The following is a 15,273-nucleotide window of genomic DNA, read 5'->3' as shown; positions in this document are numbered from 1 at the left end:
TCCTTCTCCTCATCAGGGTTCATGGAACCCGCCACTGTTTTACTAAACAGTATACTTGAAATTCCGCCCAAGGAGATGAAAAGATTCACAGACTTTTGACGGCAGTGGCGTTCTGGCGCTTGGCCAGGCGGTGCCTTTTACGCTGGTTATACAAGAATCGAACGACAAAAAAGGAAATGACGCCAAGCACCAGGCCGAACACCGACATGCCGATCAGCACGTGAAGACCGCCCTGCAGCAGATGCTTAAATATGGTGAAATCGCCGGACAGCAGATTTCTCCAAGCATGTTCCTGGACCGGAATATCCACCATTTTTTTCGGGAAAAACCATTCTCCGATTTTCTTGGCAAAAGGGAGGAGGACGATAGGAAGGAAAGTGAGCTTGCCGATGACATTGCCTATAATAGCTGCCGGAAGCGAGCCGCCGGCCAACCTTACCGTAGGGTAAAAAATCAAATACACCAGCGATCCGGTGGAAATGACGATCATCTCAAGCCCGAACCCGAGTGCGAATCCGAGCGACACTTTGCGTGCTCCACCCGGGGAACGGAACAGCTTGATCATGTTCAGCTTGATTTTCCGGTAAAACTTATGAAAAATGTTGTACTTTCTCGATTTAGTTGTCATGTAATCACCCTTCAGGTATGCCTAGCAGGCAGGACATCCCCTTCAGCCGCAGGCTTCAGGGCCGCCCGTTCCTTCTATTGTATCACTTTTATTCCCTCTAATCTAACCGAAAGAGCCTGTTTTATTTTTGCCGGCAGGTGGGTCAGGTAGCGTCCTCCCGGGGTTCCTGCATCCGGGGCTTTCGATGCGGCCGATGGAACAAAAAGATGAAGATCGGCAGCACGATGACGAACACCAAGGCCACGACCGTCCACTCTCTGTCGAACCGGAACACTTCGATCGAATTGGGATAGATCCAGAATGCGGTGACCACGGCGAATAACCCGATGGGCGAGGTCATCATTTTTCCGGAAATCTGCGGGATCATCGTTTTTAATCCGTAACAAATGATGAACAAGCTGGTGGCGATATTCAGCAGAACCGCCGGAAACCAGAGGCCAACGAGCAGCATGTCGAACCGGTCGAGGAAATCCGTTATTTTAATCTGCCGGGACATTTCGTAAGACGGGTACATCAGGCTTTCGGCAATGGGCACGCCCACCAGCAGCGAAATCATAATGACGATCAGCAGCAGCAGCCCTGTCGACAGGATCAAAGCGTACATCCCGTCACGGATCCGGTAATCTTTGCTTGAGAAGATGAACGGGAGCGCCAAGATCTGGCCCAGGTAAGAAAAGACGACCCAGCTCCCTTTGCCGACGCCCGCCCAATCGACATAAAAGTAAGGCTTGATATAGCTGAAATCAAAATCCTTGGCAACGATAAACGGTATGATGAGGACCACCGTTGTCATCATCGGCCCATACAGGTCGGCAATGCCCATCACCGTCTGCACGCCTCCTCTGGCAATATAAATCACCGTCGCCGTGATCGCAATAGAAATGATGAAGATCGGCGTGAGCGGCAGCAGGACGACATTGGTAAAGTCAGCAACCATACGGATATCTCTGGCCAGGATGATAAAGAAAAATATCAGGTACAGGATGGTAATCACTCTTCCGATCACTTTATACCGTCCGTTCAGGGATTGGAACAGGTCCTTGCCGGGGAACCGCTTGGCGCTTTTGGACAGCAGCAGAAACATCAGCGCAACGACGATTCCCGCCGGAAAAAAGGACAGGTAGGCGTGCTGCTTGGCATAATTGGCCAGCTCACTCGGTACGTGGATTAATGTGGTGTTCAAGATGTAGGTAATTCCGAGCATCCTAAACTGCCGGTTCGTCACTTTATTCACAGCCCTGCCTCCTTTATTGCGATTTCACATTCAAAAAGGAACGAATTTGTCGAGATAATGTCCCGCCAGCACCGATCCGTACACGACGTGGCCAAACTGCAGGCAGTAGGCCCATATTCCGAACCCGCCTGCGAGCAGAATATAGGCCATCCAGCGGTTAATCCCCGGAATGTCGCGCATGACCTTCCGATCAATCAGGATTACCAATATAGCGGCCAAGATATACAGCCCCAGAAGCTTAATCATTCCTGATTTCCTTTCTGCCGAAGGGCTTGCCGACGGCTCCGATATTCTCGATATGAAGCTCAGGTTTTACGATAACCCTGACCTCGGGATATACTTTCTTCCAATTGCCCTTAAATCTCTGCCATGCCTTCGGGTCGTGCTCGTAGATCGTCCTGCCGAATCCCAGAATATCCGAATTGTATTTATGCTGCAGAGAACGCATGGCGAGCTGCACTTTATCGACAATCTCCTCGCTGGCCCGGCGCTCCAGGTCCCGGAGGCTATGCTCATCGCTGATAATGCTGTTTGAGTCATTTTCGTACACGGCGCCCTTGGCGTAAATTTCGATGGTCATCGTGATATCGTTGCCGCGGACAACCGGTTTCAGCTTGGCCTCATTTTCGCTGAAGCGAATGGAAATGTGGCCCTTGCCTCCGGGCCCGTCGACGATAATGTCCGGGGAGGGAGCCTGATTCATGGCCAGGTTAATGATTTTGCCCTCCTGTCCTTCCAGGGCTCCCACGAACTTGTCTTCATCAAAAAGGGCCAGGCCCGTAACCTGGATATTATTTTTGGACGTTCCCACGCCCGGCGGCACTGCCTCTTGAATAGACAGGAACGGAAGTGCCACGTCCACGCCATCGGTCATAAGTGTGTTAACCAGCTGTTTCAGCGAATCGGGCCTTTTCGTGAATTCGTTGATCAGCTCCCGGATCATCTCGCTGGAGAATTGCTCCATCGGCGCATCGGCGTCCAAAATTTTGTACGCTGCTCCGCTTGTCACCGCCACCAGCGATGACAGGCGATTCTGAGGAATCCGGGCAAATTGGTCCAGCATTGGTGCAATGCCGTCCCTGGCGAATTCCTCGCCGATAAGCAGCACGCGGCGGAGGGAGAAGGAAAGGTTCCGGGAGTTGCCGGCCTGGATTTCCATATTGGCGCTGCGCAGCGTAATGCCCGTTTTCGATTCCAGGTAGTAGGACTTTCCGCCGCTGGTGCCTCCGCCGCCGCCTTTGCTGCCTGCCCCGCCTAAATTCCCCGGCAGGGCGATCTGGAGGGCACTTCGGTACAGCCCGTTTTCCTTGTCGACGGAAGATCCGATGACGAAGGCAATGTCGTTGATTTCTTTACGGTCCCAGCAGCCGGCCAGCGCAAGCGGGCTCAGGAGCAGTAAACCGGCTACCGCCCATTTCTTGATCATGTCCATATCACCACACCTTGTTTGATTGCGGGGTACCGTTGATCTCCTTCTTCTCGCGCACCCGGTCTTTTTTCGATGCCCAGGATGGGCGCCGCTTCATCTTCCACCATGGGGCGCGAACGAACACGTCCTTGTTATCCTGGACATGGAAAGGGCTGATGCCGGACATATACGGCACGCCAAAGGAGGTCAATTGGGTCACGTGGACCAGAATCCAGACCGTGCCCAGCACGATGCCGAACAATCCGAGCACCCCGGCCAGAATCATCAGCGGAAACCGCAGCAGGCGGACCGTGATGGCCAGGTTGAAGCGCGGAATCGTAAAGGAGGCGATCCCCGTCATCGACACGATAATGACCATCGGGGCCGATACGATGCCGGCTTCGACCGCAGCCTGACCGATAACGAGTGCCCCCAGGATGCTGACTGCCTGGCCGACGGTTTTCGGGAGCCTTACGCCTGCCTCGCGCAAGGCCTCAAAGGAAATCTCCATAATGAGCGCCTCGACGACCGCAGGAAACGGAATTGCCTCCCGGGCAGCCGCGATGCTGAGCACCAGGGTCGAAGGAAGCATGTCCTGATGATAGGTCGTCGTAGCAATATACAATGCAGGTAGGAAGAGGGCGATAAACACGAATAAATACCGGATCCACCGGACGAAGTTCGTGATGAAGTACCGCTCGTAATAATCCTCGCTCGCCTGCATCAGTTGGAAAAAGGTCACCGGACCGATGAGAACGAACGGCGTACCGTCCGTGAATATGGCAAAACGTCCCTCCAGCAGCTGAGCCGCTGCGGTGTCGGGGCGCTCGGTGTACTGGAGCTGGGGAAAAGGCGAAAACGGATGATCCTCGATCATCTCCTCGATATACCCGGATTCCAATATTCCGTCGATTTCAATGTCCTTGAGCCGCTTCTCGACGTCCCGGATCATCTTGGGATTCGCCAGTCCCTCGATGTACGAAATGACCACATCCGTTTTGGTCTCTGTCCCGAGAACGATACTCTTCATCTTCAGCCTCGGGGACTTAATTTTGAAACGAAGCAGCGCTGTATTGACGCGAAGCATCTCCGTAAATCCTTCGCGCGGCCCGCGGATGACCGCTTCGGTCTCCGGCTCGGATACGGTTCGGCGCAATCCGCCCTTCACATTGAACAGGTGGGCTTCCGAATACCCGTCTACCAGGACGACCGCGCTGGAATTCATCAGCCCCTCGATGACATCCCCCCACATGGTGGCGCTGTTGACCTGGGACAGGGATACGCGCGTATTTTCCAATGGTTCCAGATCAGGGTCTTGCTCCTTGCTCTCGTCCCCCTCATTCTTTAGGCGCACCAATCCCTGGATAATGGGCTGAATCATATGGATCTGAAGTTCTTCGGAGAACACGATCCCTTCCACGTATACGAGCAGGCCCTCAACGCCCGGGGCAACCTCCATGCTCCGGTAGACCATGTCCGAGCAGTCATCGAAGATATCCTTCAGCATCTCCGTATTGACTTTCAGATCCTTCTGGATCGGCACCTTATCCAACGAAGGAGACGGCAGACCCAGTGCCCTTCCTGTTGGAAGGGCCATACGCGGCTTATCCGGTGTTGCATCGCCTTTTTTCATCTCCACTAGTCACCTCGATTTCCGCTCCTTGCCAGCAAGAAGGAATTTAACCGTAGGTTGTGCCAGAAATGGATAAATTATGTGGATGGCTCGGGGAATGTACAAAAAAGGCGCCACCCGCTTGCAGCTTCGGGTGGCGCCTGCCTATTAGATTTTAAATTGTGCGACCTGCTCGAGCAGCTGCTCAGCCAGCTTGTTCAGACTGGCCGCCGAAGAGGCAATCTCCTCAATGGAGGCAAGCTGTTCCTGGGCGGAAGCCGATACGGCCTGTGTGTTGCCTGCAGCTGCTTCCGAATACCCCTGAATGAGCCGAATCGACTGTTCGACGCTTTCGCCGCTCTGCGCAAGCGAGCGCGAAGCCTCGGCGGCCGAGGCGATGTCCGCGCTGGCTCCTTTGACGGCCTTGCGGATCCGCGTGAACGATCGTCCTGTCAAATCCACCGCTTCGATGCCCTCGGACACCCTCGTCTTCGCATCGTTCATGGCGGACAGAATCCGTGTCATCTCACCCTTCATGCCGCTGACGAGCGTCTCGATCCGCTGGGCCGATTGCTCCGACTGCTCCGACAGCTTCCGCACCTCGATGGCGACGACCGCGAAGCCCCGTCCATGCTCTCCGGCCCTGGCCGCCTCGATCGACGCGTTCAGCGCCAAGAGGTGGGTCTGCTGGGCAATGCCTGTGATCAAATTGACGATTTCGCCGATTTGGGAAGTACGCTCGTTCATCGTATCCACGATGCCGTCGAGGTCGCTGACCGTCTCGTGGATGCTCTGGATTTTGTCCGTGACGCTGATCACGGCCGCGTTGCCTTCTTCCGCCGACTGGGTCGTCCGCTGCATCGTCTGCATGACATCGTCCATGTTGGCCCGAATCCGCTCAGACTCCTTGGACATGACCTCCATGCTCACCATGCTCTGCTCCACACTGCGAAGCTGCTGCTCACTTCCGGCGGCGACCTCCTGGATAGCTTCGGTCACATGCTCGATCGCTTTGGTCGTCTGATCAGCGCCTGCAGCCAGCCCCTTGGCAGACGCGTTCACGTGATCCGTGATTTCCTGGACACTGACGATCATGGTGCGGAGATTGTCCACCATCGTCTGGAAGTGACGGCTGAGATTGCCGATCTCGTCCCTCTTCGCCGTGTCCAGATCCTCCCGCAAATCCCCCTTGCTGATGCGCTCGGTCGCCAAGGTGAGCGCAGAAATCGGCTTAATGATCGAGCGGATATTGAACAGGATGATGGCCAGGGCGGCCAGAATGGATATCGAAATGACCAGGATCACCGTGTTGCGGATACCGCTGACGGCACCGGCCACCTCTTTGTCGTACATCGTTCCGGCTATTTTCCACCCGGTGAGCTCGTTCGTCGTGAAGGACGCCCGCTTCTTCTCATTTTCGTATGTATAGCTGAATGTTCCTTCTTGGCCGGCAAACAGATGCTTGGTCACCACTTCTTCCGCGGGTTCCCCCGTCTTGTCCGGATGCACCACATAGTTTTTTGCCGTATCGACGATCACGATGTATCCGTCCTTGCCCAGCTTCATTTGGGTCAGGCTGCGAATCGTATCCAGATTGAGCTCGATCGACATGACGCCTTTGCCTGATGGGAGCATCTGGGCGATGGAAGCGGACACTTGGCCGTTGGCCGCTTTAAACACAGGCGAGATGGTCGCGCCCTTCCCCTGCTTGATCGCCCGGATATACCAGTCCTGCTTGCGGACATCGTACCGTTCCGGCAGCGGGTCCTCGGAGGCCCGGACGAAATCGCCGCTATCTGTGCCCAGCAATATATCCTTGACCTCCTTATGCAGGGTGAGATACTGCCTCAGCTGAGCTTTGAGCTCGCCTCCCTTGCCGGTGGGATCGCTTTCAGCACTGGCTACATAAGGCTGCTGAATCAGGTAAGCGAGATCATCCACCTTGGCCTGGATGTTCTGCGTGATGATCCGGTCAGCGGATTGGCTGCTCTCCAGAGCGCTGGTCATCAGCGTTCCCTCAATTTTCCCCTTGGCCGACTGGTAAGACAGCATTCCGATCATGACGCTGGGAATGATCAGTACGACGAGATACGATACCAGCAATTTTCGTTTAATGGACAGCGACATTCGTTTCACTAGCACTTTCCTTTCTACTGGGTAATCTGTATCTCCCACCCTCAAATTTGTTACTTGAGTCACGGTCTATATGAGCATATTATCATAGATTGTTCTCGCTCATCCCCATAACATTTCTACATATATCCATTTTCTTTAAAAATTTTGAACTTATCAATAGGTAATAAGAACTAGTAAAGGCATTTCCCAGGCGTCATTCATCCGATAGAGTCAAGGGCATTTTCTCCGAGGGATACGGCGTTTTGCACAAAAAAACAGCCTGGTGCTATGCACCCAGACTGCTTGCCGACTCACTGCTGATTATTGACTCCCGGTAAATAAAGTCATCGCTGTTTGCCTCTGAAGGCAAACTATCGTTTTAACGCGTTCGTAATCCGTTCCTGCAGCGCCACGAGCTCTTCCCGAACGCGGGCGATCTCCTGGATTTTGACGTCCAGCAGGCCGATCTGCTTGGTAACCGCTTCCCCCATCTGCTCGAGCTCAGCCGTGCGCTGGTCGTCGTCGGACGAGGACGAAAACTTGCTGCGGTGGAGCTCCACCTGCTCATGAATCTGCAAATACTCTTGAATCTCCTGCAGAGAAAAGCCGAGCACCTTGCGGGCCAACACGATATTTTTCAAATGCTGCACGTCATCTTCTGTATATAAACGCATGCCTCCGTCCGAGCGCTCGGGTGATTTGATCAGGCCGATTTCCTCATAGTAGCGGATCGTGCGCTTGGTCAGGCCGGTTTCCTTCGCCACATCGTCAATTTTAAGCCAGTCCATTCCGTTCCTCCCATTCAAGGTTCTCCCCCAAGTATATCGTTCTCCCCGGCGGAATGCCAATGCGCGGAGAGCGGCAGGCGGGAGACTCAAGGCAAATGAGAAAACAATTGAAACGCCGTCAGGCGCTCATGAATAGGGGGCAGAAAAGCACTAAACGCTGTCCTTCGGTTTTTCTCCGATCAAACCAAGCAAAAACATTTGGGAATAAGCAAACCCGCCATGAAGCTTCTGAACAATCGCGGGAACGGTCAGATCGTGTTCCAGATACATCGAGAGGATGCGGTGCGTGAATTGTTTTTGATCCGTTAGAGAGAACTCCTGAAGCTGCTTTACAAAGTCCTTATCGATCTGCTCCCTCCCTCCCAGCTCCTGCTGCAGCCGGAAACCCGCCACATACAAATCAGCCGCCGTTTCTTCGTCGGTTTTGCGGTGCTCGGCGACATAATCGGCAATCCAGTCCCTGACCAGGGTGGAAGTATCCTTATGATTATCCTTTGCCGCCTGCTGAAAGCTTTCTTTCAGCTCTTTCGGGAGACGGATATGCAAGCTTGAATCCATTGGTCGTTCCTCCTATTTTGGCATCCATATACGTACGATTTTATACACGATGTGTACACATTGTCAACACAAATAGCAAAAACAAGGCAGCCAACCCTAAGATTGACTGCCTTATTCAGCTGCATCGTAATTTAAGCCTGCTGCGCTTTGCGCTGTTCCAGCTCCTGAATGATTTCGGCGTATTTGCGGTCCGTCAAATTATAGAAGAAGATCAGGACCATCGCGCCCAGTGTCAGAATGGCCGGAGCCAGCGTGAGCGAAAAAGCGATGCCGTGCAGCGCGGTAATCGTCTGTGCCTGGTTAGCCACATACCCGGTCAGCGTAAGCAGAATACCAGAGAGCGAGCCGGCAAGCGCCGTCGCGACCTTCTGGGCGAAACTGAAGGAAGCGTAGCTGATGCCCTCGGCCCGGACCCCGGTTTTCCATTCGCCGTAGTCAACCGAGTCCGCCGCCATCGTCCAGCCGACGACCCACGGCACGGTGAGGGTCAATCCGATCAAAGCCGAGAAGATAAAGATCAGCGTAATGCTGCTGTAGCTCGTAAAGTACAGACACACGCTGCCGACGATCGTGATCAAAAAGGCGAGCTGAAGCGTGTTTTTCTTGCCGATTCTCTTTTCCACAAATGGAACGCAGGCCATGCCGATCATGCCCATCAGGAGGACCACCGGGATGTAATACGCCGCCAGGTCCTCCCGGCCTACATTATATTTGAAATAATACGCCGGAATGGCGAAGAAAATCGTATTGGCTCCGCCGCTCAGCATCATGGCAAAGGAGGAGAGCAGCAGCGGTCTGTTTTTCGCTAACGTTTTCAATCCGCCCTTGGTGCTGACTTCCTTCTGGATCGGAATCCGCTCCTGCGTGCTCTTGAAGCAGCCCAGCAGCAGCACGATCGCTACGATGGCGTACAGCCCCACCGTGTATTGATAGCCTTTGGCGGTGTTGTCGCCGCCGAACCAGCTGGCTAATGGGCTGGTGGCATACGATACGATGAGCGTCGCCACGTTGGCGAAGATCATGCGGTATGTCATCAGCTTCGTGCGGTCTCTCTGATCCTGTGTAATGACAGGCGACATGGCCGAATAAGGAATGTTGACCAGGGAATACAGAAATCCGAGCAAAATATAAGTCACGTACGCATAAACCAGTTTACCGGTGTTCCCCATATCCGGCGTCGAGAAGCATAATACGAACATAACCGACAGCGGAATGCTGCCGAACAATAAATAAGGTCTGAAGCGTCCCCATCTTGAATTCGTTTTATCGACGATCATCCCGATGATCGGGTCAAAAATGGCATCCAAGAACCGGGCGACCAGAAACAGCGATGCGACGGCCGCCGGGCTGATGCCGTAGACGTCCGTGTAGAAGAACATCAGGTAGACCGACGTCATGCCCCACACGAAGTTGTTGGCCGCGTCGCCCAGCCCGTATCCCATCATTCTGAACGAGCTGAGCTTGCCGTACACTGATGCCGCTGATGTTTTAGCTCCCATGTGATTGCCCCACTTTCAAAAATTCTTCATTCAGGATGTTTAGGTGAGCTCCTGATATATTCAATTATAGGAAACGCTTGATATCGCTTTCATCGCGTTTTTTGCTCAGAACCTTCACGTTTTTTGTTGAACCGGTCCGGACGCATCCGCATACCGGCGCAGTTAGGGGAATCATGTTACCCGAAGAGCGCAAAAAAGGTACAGCCGTTCCAATGAACAGCTGTACCTTATAGAGTGAACGTTATGGGCTGTGCTTAAACCTTCGCCTGGTGAACCGAAGCGAGCAGCTCGTCGACCATCGATTCAGGCGAGCGCTCAATCAGCATTTCCTGACCGTACAGCTGGATCAGCTTGATGAGCGGAAAGTCACCAAGAAACTCAAGCGACTGTTCGCTTAGCGAAATCGGATCGGAAATTTGCCCGTTCATACGCTCCATAAACCGCTCCAGCACTTCCCGGGACCGGGGCTCCGCCATCCAGTCGCAAAGAAGGCTGTACCGGTGCAGACTTGGACTCCGCTGCGCCTCAAAAGCCATGTCTACCCGTACCGTCGCACGGATATCCGCAGAGGAGCTGCCGGCCATGAGCGTGAACCAGCCGCTTTCCGCCACCCATTGCCCCCGCTTGGGATCATAGTAAGAGAAGTCCCGCGGGGTCAGCGTAAAGACGGCAGTCTTCGTTTCCCCGGGCTCCAGCTGCAATTTGCAGAAGCCTTTCAGCTCCTTGACCGGCCGGATCAGGCGGCTCTCTTCGTCCTGAACATAGAGCTGGACGACTTCCTGACCCGCGCGATCACCCGCGTTACGGATATCCACTTCGACCGTCGTCACCCCGCCGGCAGTGCGGGCGCGCAGGCCGCCGTACTCAAATGACGTGTAGGACAAGCCGTGGCCGAACGGGAACAGCGGCTCAAGCTCCTTTTTGTCGTAATAGCGGTAACCGGTAAAAATCCCTTCGCTGTACACCGCCTGCTGGTTGCCGTCGCCGAATGTAAGGTAGGACGGCGTGTCTGACAGCTTCACCGGGAACGTCTCGGACAGCTTGCCGGAAGGGTTCACCCGCCCAAACAGGATGTCCGCCACGGCCCGGCCGCTGCCCTGTCCGGACAGCCACATCTCCAGCACGGCCGGCACGCCGCCGATCCATTCCTGCATCGCCACTGCCGTACCGTTGCACAGAACGACGATACAGTTCGGCTGAGCCGCGGCAACTTCCTGGATCAGCTTCACCTGGGCCGGCGGCAGGTCGATCGTCTTGCTGTCGTAACCTTCGGATTCCGTGCCTTCAGGCTGGCCGACGAAAAGGACAGCCGCTCCGGCCTGGCTGGCCAGCCGCACGCTCTCTTCGATCAGAGCGTCGTCCGGCTCGTTGTCGTTGCGGTACCCTTCCGCGTACGCCAGATGGTCCTCCCCGCCAACCATCGCCGCGATTTCATCGTACGGGATGTCCAGTCGGGTTGGCGTAACCCGTGCGCTGCCGCCGCCCTGGTAGCGCGGCTTCTTGGCCTTCTGGCCAATGACGGCCAGCCGGCGGAGCTTCCCGGCCGCAAGCGGCAGGATGCCGTTCTCGTTCTTCAGGAGAACGATGCTCTCCGCTGCGGCCCGGCGCGCCAGCTCATGGTGCGCGTCCACGTCCCAAGGCTGCCGCGCCTCCTTGCTGCCGGCTGCGGCGGTGACCTTGGCGACCAGCTCCAGCATGCGCCGCACGGACGCATCCAGCACGCTCTCGTCCAGCTCGCCGCTCTTAACGGCGGAAACCAGCTTCACGGCGTTGTATTTCGCCGGTCCCGGCATTTCCAGGTCAAGCCCGGCCCGCAGGCTCTTCAGGCGGTCGTGGACGGCCGTCCAGTCCGACATGACGACCCCGTCATAGCCCCATTCTTCGCGCAGCACCTGGCGCAGCAGAAAATCATGCTCGCTGGTATAGGTACCATTCAGCAGGTTGTACGAGGTCATCACCGTCCAAGGATTCGCCTTCTTGACGATGATTTCAAACGCGGTCAAGTAGATTTCCCGCAGGGTGCGTTCATCCACAACGGAATTTGAAACCATCTTCTCGGTCTCCTGATTGTTGCCGGCAAAATGCTTGACCGATGCGCCGACGCCCATGCGCTGCAGCCCGTTCACCATGGCCGCGCCCAGCTCTCCGGTCAGCACCGGGTCCTCGGAATAATACTCGAAGTTCCGTCCGCCAAGCGGAGAACGCTTCATATTGACGCCGGGTCCAAGCAGAATCTGCGTATCCAGCGCCAGACTTTCCCGGCCGAGAGCTTCGCCCACTTCCTCAATGAGCTCCGTGTTCCAGGTGGACCCCAGCGCCACGCCGGTCGGATAGCAGGTCGCAGGCATATTTTCCGAAAACAATCCCATTTCCTGCGTGCTTCCGGGCTTGCGGACGCCGTTGGTACCGTCAAACATCGTAATGGACGGAACGCCCGCCCGTTCAATCTCTTGCGTCTTCCACATGTCGGCTCCCGCGACGAGCGTCGCTTTCTCTTCCAGGGTCAGCGATTTCAGCAGCTTATCTATGGATGTATTCATGATGACTCATTCCTTTAATCATGGATTGTACATAGACGAACTAAAGTTTTGCATGAAACTTCCTGTTATATTACGGTCCCATCGGGCCTATAACATCCATTTCTTTAGATCATTCCATGTAGACGTTTGCAGAATCAGCAAATGACTGCTTGTTCTCATTCTAACCCTGAAGCCAAAGCCCGTTCTTGTTCTCTTTTGCCTAAAAGCACCCCTTTTTTTGCGGTCATCCACCGCTGCTGCAGGCATATCGCGAACAGCCCCGAATTTCCGTCCGGCACAGGAACGGGAAATTTCGGAGCTGTGTTCAATACTGTTTATGGAGCGTGATCAGCTGCACGCCGTGCGGCGGTACGGTGACCCGAACGGTATAGGAAGAAGTGTCCCGGATTTGGGACACCTTCAAGTCGGGCCCGCTTTGGCCGCGCAGATAGGCGACCTCATCCTTACTGGGAAAGTCCGGCGCTCCCATCGCCTGCCATGCGTCAAACACCGATCCGTGCTCCCTGTCCAGGGTGTAGTGCGACACCTTGTAATCCCCCTGCAAACCGCGAATGTCGAGGCTGACGTCCAGCGCCTCCTTGCTTTCAAACACGTTGTACCGGTTTTGCTCGCTGATGCCCGACCATTCGCCTTTGGCGTACAAGCTGTCCACATGTGTATAGTTGTACAGCAGCACCTGGATGTCTCCGTTCTCCTCGGTCGCGATATAATACGGTCCTCTGGCCAAGATCCGGCGGCCGAGCTTGTTCAGCAGCGCAAAAGCGTAATAGGAGGGCTTCTTGAGCCCGTGCATGCTGATCAGCCCGAATCCGCCGTGAAACGGGCTGTCTCCCGCCCGCATCTCCTCAAAAATGTCGGTGAACGTCCAGAACCCGAGCGACTGCAGCAGGCCGATGGAATCGACCGCGTTTTTGATAATAAACGGCGCCATGAACATCGTGTCATGCAGCAGATTGTGCGGATACAAGGAAAAGTTCCATTCCGTCAGATGCAGCTCCAATGCCTCCGCCGGAGAATCGGCGATCCGTTCGCGGACCTTGTGGATCGTATCCACAAAAAATTCCGGCGGCTGTGTATGGGATAGACCACCTGAGTGTTCGTCCCCGGGCCAATATTCCGAATAGCTGTGGAAGGAAAAGAAATCGATATCCACCCGGTGCTCGTGGCAGTACTGCAGGAAGGTCTGAATCCAGTCCGTCTCCCACACGGTAATATAATTCAGCGCCGGCCCGCCGACCCGGAGATCCGGGGAGACCGACTTGATCGCCTGCGCGGTGGCGGCGTAAAATTCGAAATATTCCTCCTTCGTCCCCGACCAGCAGATCTCGATGGCATCCGGCTCGTTCCACACTTCAAAATACCACTGCCGCACCTCTTCCATGCCGTAGCGGTTGACCAGATGCCGGACAAACTGGCGGATGAGCTCCGACCACTTGGCCATATCCTTCGGTGGCGATATGTTCCCTTTCCACCAAAAGAGGGTCTCATCCGAACGCTTCAGCCTGCCGGGCATAAACCCGAGCTCAACGAAGGGACGTATCCCTTGACCCAGCAAAAAATCGTACAGCTCATCGGCATAACTCCAATTGTACCGCGGAGTCCCGTCCTCGGATTCGTCGTATATCATCATCTCGTCATTGAAAATACCGTGGAACCGGATATATTGAAACGGCTGCTCCGCCTGGATTTCTGCCAGCTGCTTCCGCCAGTCCTCGCGCAGCCCTTCGGCTGCCCTTCCTGCCGTAAGCAGCCGGTTCCAGTGAGGCTCGTACGATTCCCCGGGAGCGGCCGCATCCAGAACGAGGCTCTCCTCAACGCTCCGGGCAGGGGCGGGCGGCACGGACGGCGCCGCGGCTTCAACCTGCGGCAGATGCCGGTACAAGCCCTCCAGTACTTTTACCGTATCGACCTTGATGTAGGAGCCGCTCTCCGATGTATCTCTCGTAAAAGGAAGATGCTTGTCATCCGCTCCTCCGCTCTGCCGCTCATGCTTCTGCCGGTACTCGGAAGGCGTCACGCCCATTTTTTCCTTAAAGCTCTTGTTAAACAGCTTCACATTGGCGAACCCGCAGTCCGCGGCGATGTCGATAATGTTGCTCGTCGTCTCCCTCAGCATCGTCTCCGCTTTTTCCAAACGGATGAGGGTCAAATATTTCTGAAAGGAGATGCCGATCTTGCTTTTGAAAAAGTGGGAAAAATAATAGAAGCTCAAATGCTCCTGTTCGGCCATCTGGTTCAGGTTGATTTTGTACATGTAGTTCTCGTCCACGTATTGAATGATCCGGCGAAGGCGCTCGAGATCCACGTCGCTCGCATTCGCGCTGTCATCCAGCCGCTCCGCGGTTGCGAAATATCGGACCAGCTGGCCCAGCAAAAGATGCAGATGCCCCATCACTTTGTCGCCGTAGCCGTCCTCCCGCTTGTTCAGCTCCCACATCATTTGGGCAAGACCGGAGCGGATGGGCGCAAAGCGGGCTTCGTCCGCACCCCGGGCGTTCACGGAGCTGCAGTCGATCCGGTTTTTGGACTGCTGCGGCTGGGCCTGAACCGTGCCGGGATCGACCTGCAGGGTAAGCAGGACGTTGGCCTCGCCGGTCTTGTCGATTTTGTGCACGTCCATGCTGTTGATGACCAGCAGATCCTCTTCCCGCAGAATCAGCCGCTCCTGGGCGACATGAATTTCCACCGAGCCTTTGAGGACGTAGATCAGCTCCAGCTCTTTATGCCAATGAAACGGAATATGGTCAATGCTGTTGATGAACAGCGTAAAAGGCATATGCTCATGGTGTTCGATAAACTCGTATCTGTGTTTCAATCCGATTTCCTCCACTTGGCTTTCTTGCCGCAACAGATTCAACGTAGAACTACTTTACAAGCTGCTCCGCCCGATG

The 15,273-nt window shown here is 55.1% G+C and carries 11 protein-coding genes; all 11 read right to left on the bottom strand.

The window, feature by feature from the left end; translation table 11 throughout:
• Positions 1-85 precede the first annotated feature (85 nt).
• A complete protein-coding gene (locus C7820_RS25620) occupies positions 86-628 on the bottom strand; it encodes a DUF2062 domain-containing protein (RefSeq protein WP_116233437.1) in 543 nt (180 codons plus the stop codon).
• 142 nt (positions 629-770) lie between these two features.
• The gene (locus C7820_RS25615) at positions 771-1,862 is read right to left on the bottom strand and encodes a GerAB/ArcD/ProY family transporter (RefSeq protein ID WP_116233436.1); all 1,092 of its coding nucleotides are present in this window, start codon (positions 1,860-1,862) and stop codon (positions 771-773) included.
• A 30-nt stretch (positions 1,863-1,892) separates the two neighbouring features.
• Positions 1,893-2,108, bottom strand: a complete 216-nt coding sequence (locus C7820_RS25610) for a hypothetical protein (protein WP_116233435.1) — start codon at positions 2,106-2,108, stop codon at positions 1,893-1,895.
• Positions 2,101-3,288: a Ger(x)C family spore germination protein gene (locus C7820_RS25605; protein ID WP_181909197.1), complete on the bottom strand. Its 1,188-nt coding sequence runs from the start codon at positions 3,286-3,288 to the stop codon at positions 2,101-2,103. The genes C7820_RS25610 and C7820_RS25605 overlap by 8 nt, the downstream gene beginning before the upstream one ends.
• 7 nt (positions 3,289-3,295) lie before the next feature.
• The gene (locus tag C7820_RS25600; protein ID WP_116233562.1) at positions 3,296-4,867 is read right to left on the bottom strand and encodes a spore germination protein; all 1,572 of its coding nucleotides are present in this window, start codon (positions 4,865-4,867) and stop codon (positions 3,296-3,298) included.
• Between the two features lie 183 nt (positions 4,868-5,050).
• Entirely contained in the window at positions 5,051-7,009 is a 1,959-nt protein-coding gene (locus tag C7820_RS25595; RefSeq protein ID WP_116233433.1) for a methyl-accepting chemotaxis protein, read from the bottom strand.
• Positions 7,010-7,368: 359 nt separating this feature from the next.
• On the bottom strand, positions 7,369-7,785 hold the full coding sequence (locus C7820_RS25590) for a MerR family transcriptional regulator (RefSeq protein ID WP_076171861.1): 417 nt from the start codon (positions 7,783-7,785) through the stop codon (positions 7,369-7,371).
• 150 nt (positions 7,786-7,935) lie between these two features.
• Positions 7,936-8,343, bottom strand: a complete 408-nt coding sequence (locus C7820_RS25585; RefSeq protein ID WP_116233432.1) for a ribbon-helix-helix protein, CopG family — start codon at positions 8,341-8,343, stop codon at positions 7,936-7,938.
• Between the two features lie 131 nt (positions 8,344-8,474).
• Positions 8,475-9,842: a glycoside-pentoside-hexuronide (GPH):cation symporter gene (locus C7820_RS25580; RefSeq protein ID WP_116233431.1), complete on the bottom strand. Its 1,368-nt coding sequence runs from the start codon at positions 9,840-9,842 to the stop codon at positions 8,475-8,477.
• Positions 9,843-10,096: 254 nt separating this feature from the next.
• Complete coding sequence (locus tag C7820_RS25575; RefSeq protein ID WP_116233430.1) at positions 10,097-12,382, bottom strand: beta-glucosidase family protein; 2,286 nt, start codon at positions 12,380-12,382, stop codon at positions 10,097-10,099.
• 304 nt (positions 12,383-12,686) lie between these two features.
• Positions 12,687-15,197 (bottom strand): GH39 family glycosyl hydrolase, encoded by a 2,511-nt coding sequence (locus C7820_RS25570; RefSeq protein ID WP_116233429.1) that lies wholly within the window; start codon positions 15,195-15,197, stop codon positions 12,687-12,689.
• Positions 15,198-15,273 lie beyond the last annotated feature (76 nt).

It is taken from the genome of Paenibacillus sp. VMFN-D1, assembly GCF_003386155.1.
GTDB classification, from domain to species: domain Bacteria; phylum Bacillota; class Bacilli; order Paenibacillales; family Paenibacillaceae; genus Paenibacillus_AQ; species Paenibacillus_AQ favisporus.
Note: the sequence above shows the minus strand (reverse complement) of the source record. Positions and strands in the feature narration are given on the sequence as shown.

Coding starts and splice junctions, on each gene's coding strand:
- C7820_RS25620 (WP_116233437.1), bottom strand. CDS start 628: ATGACAACTAAATCGAGAAAGTACAACATTTTTCATAAGTTTTACCGG.
- C7820_RS25610 (WP_116233435.1), bottom strand. CDS start 2,108: ATGATTAAGCTTCTGGGGCTGTATATCTTGGCCGCTATATTGGTAATC.
- C7820_RS25605 (WP_181909197.1), bottom strand. CDS start 3,288: ATGATCAAGAAATGGGCGGTAGCCGGTTTACTGCTCCTGAGCCCGCTT.
- C7820_RS25600 (WP_116233562.1), bottom strand. CDS start 4,867: ATGGCCCTTCCAACAGGAAGGGCACTGGGTCTGCCGTCTCCTTCGTTG.
- C7820_RS25595 (WP_116233433.1), bottom strand. CDS start 7,009: ATGTCGCTGTCCATTAAACGAAAATTGCTGGTATCGTATCTCGTCGTA.
- C7820_RS25590 (WP_076171861.1), bottom strand. CDS start 7,785: ATGGACTGGCTTAAAATTGACGATGTGGCGAAGGAAACCGGCCTGACC.
- C7820_RS25585 (WP_116233432.1), bottom strand. CDS start 8,343: ATGGATTCAAGCTTGCATATCCGTCTCCCGAAAGAGCTGAAAGAAAGC.
- C7820_RS25580 (WP_116233431.1), bottom strand. CDS start 9,842: ATGGGAGCTAAAACATCAGCGGCATCAGTGTACGGCAAGCTCAGCTCG.
- C7820_RS25575 (WP_116233430.1), bottom strand. CDS start 12,382: ATGAATACATCCATAGATAAGCTGCTGAAATCGCTGACCCTGGAAGAG.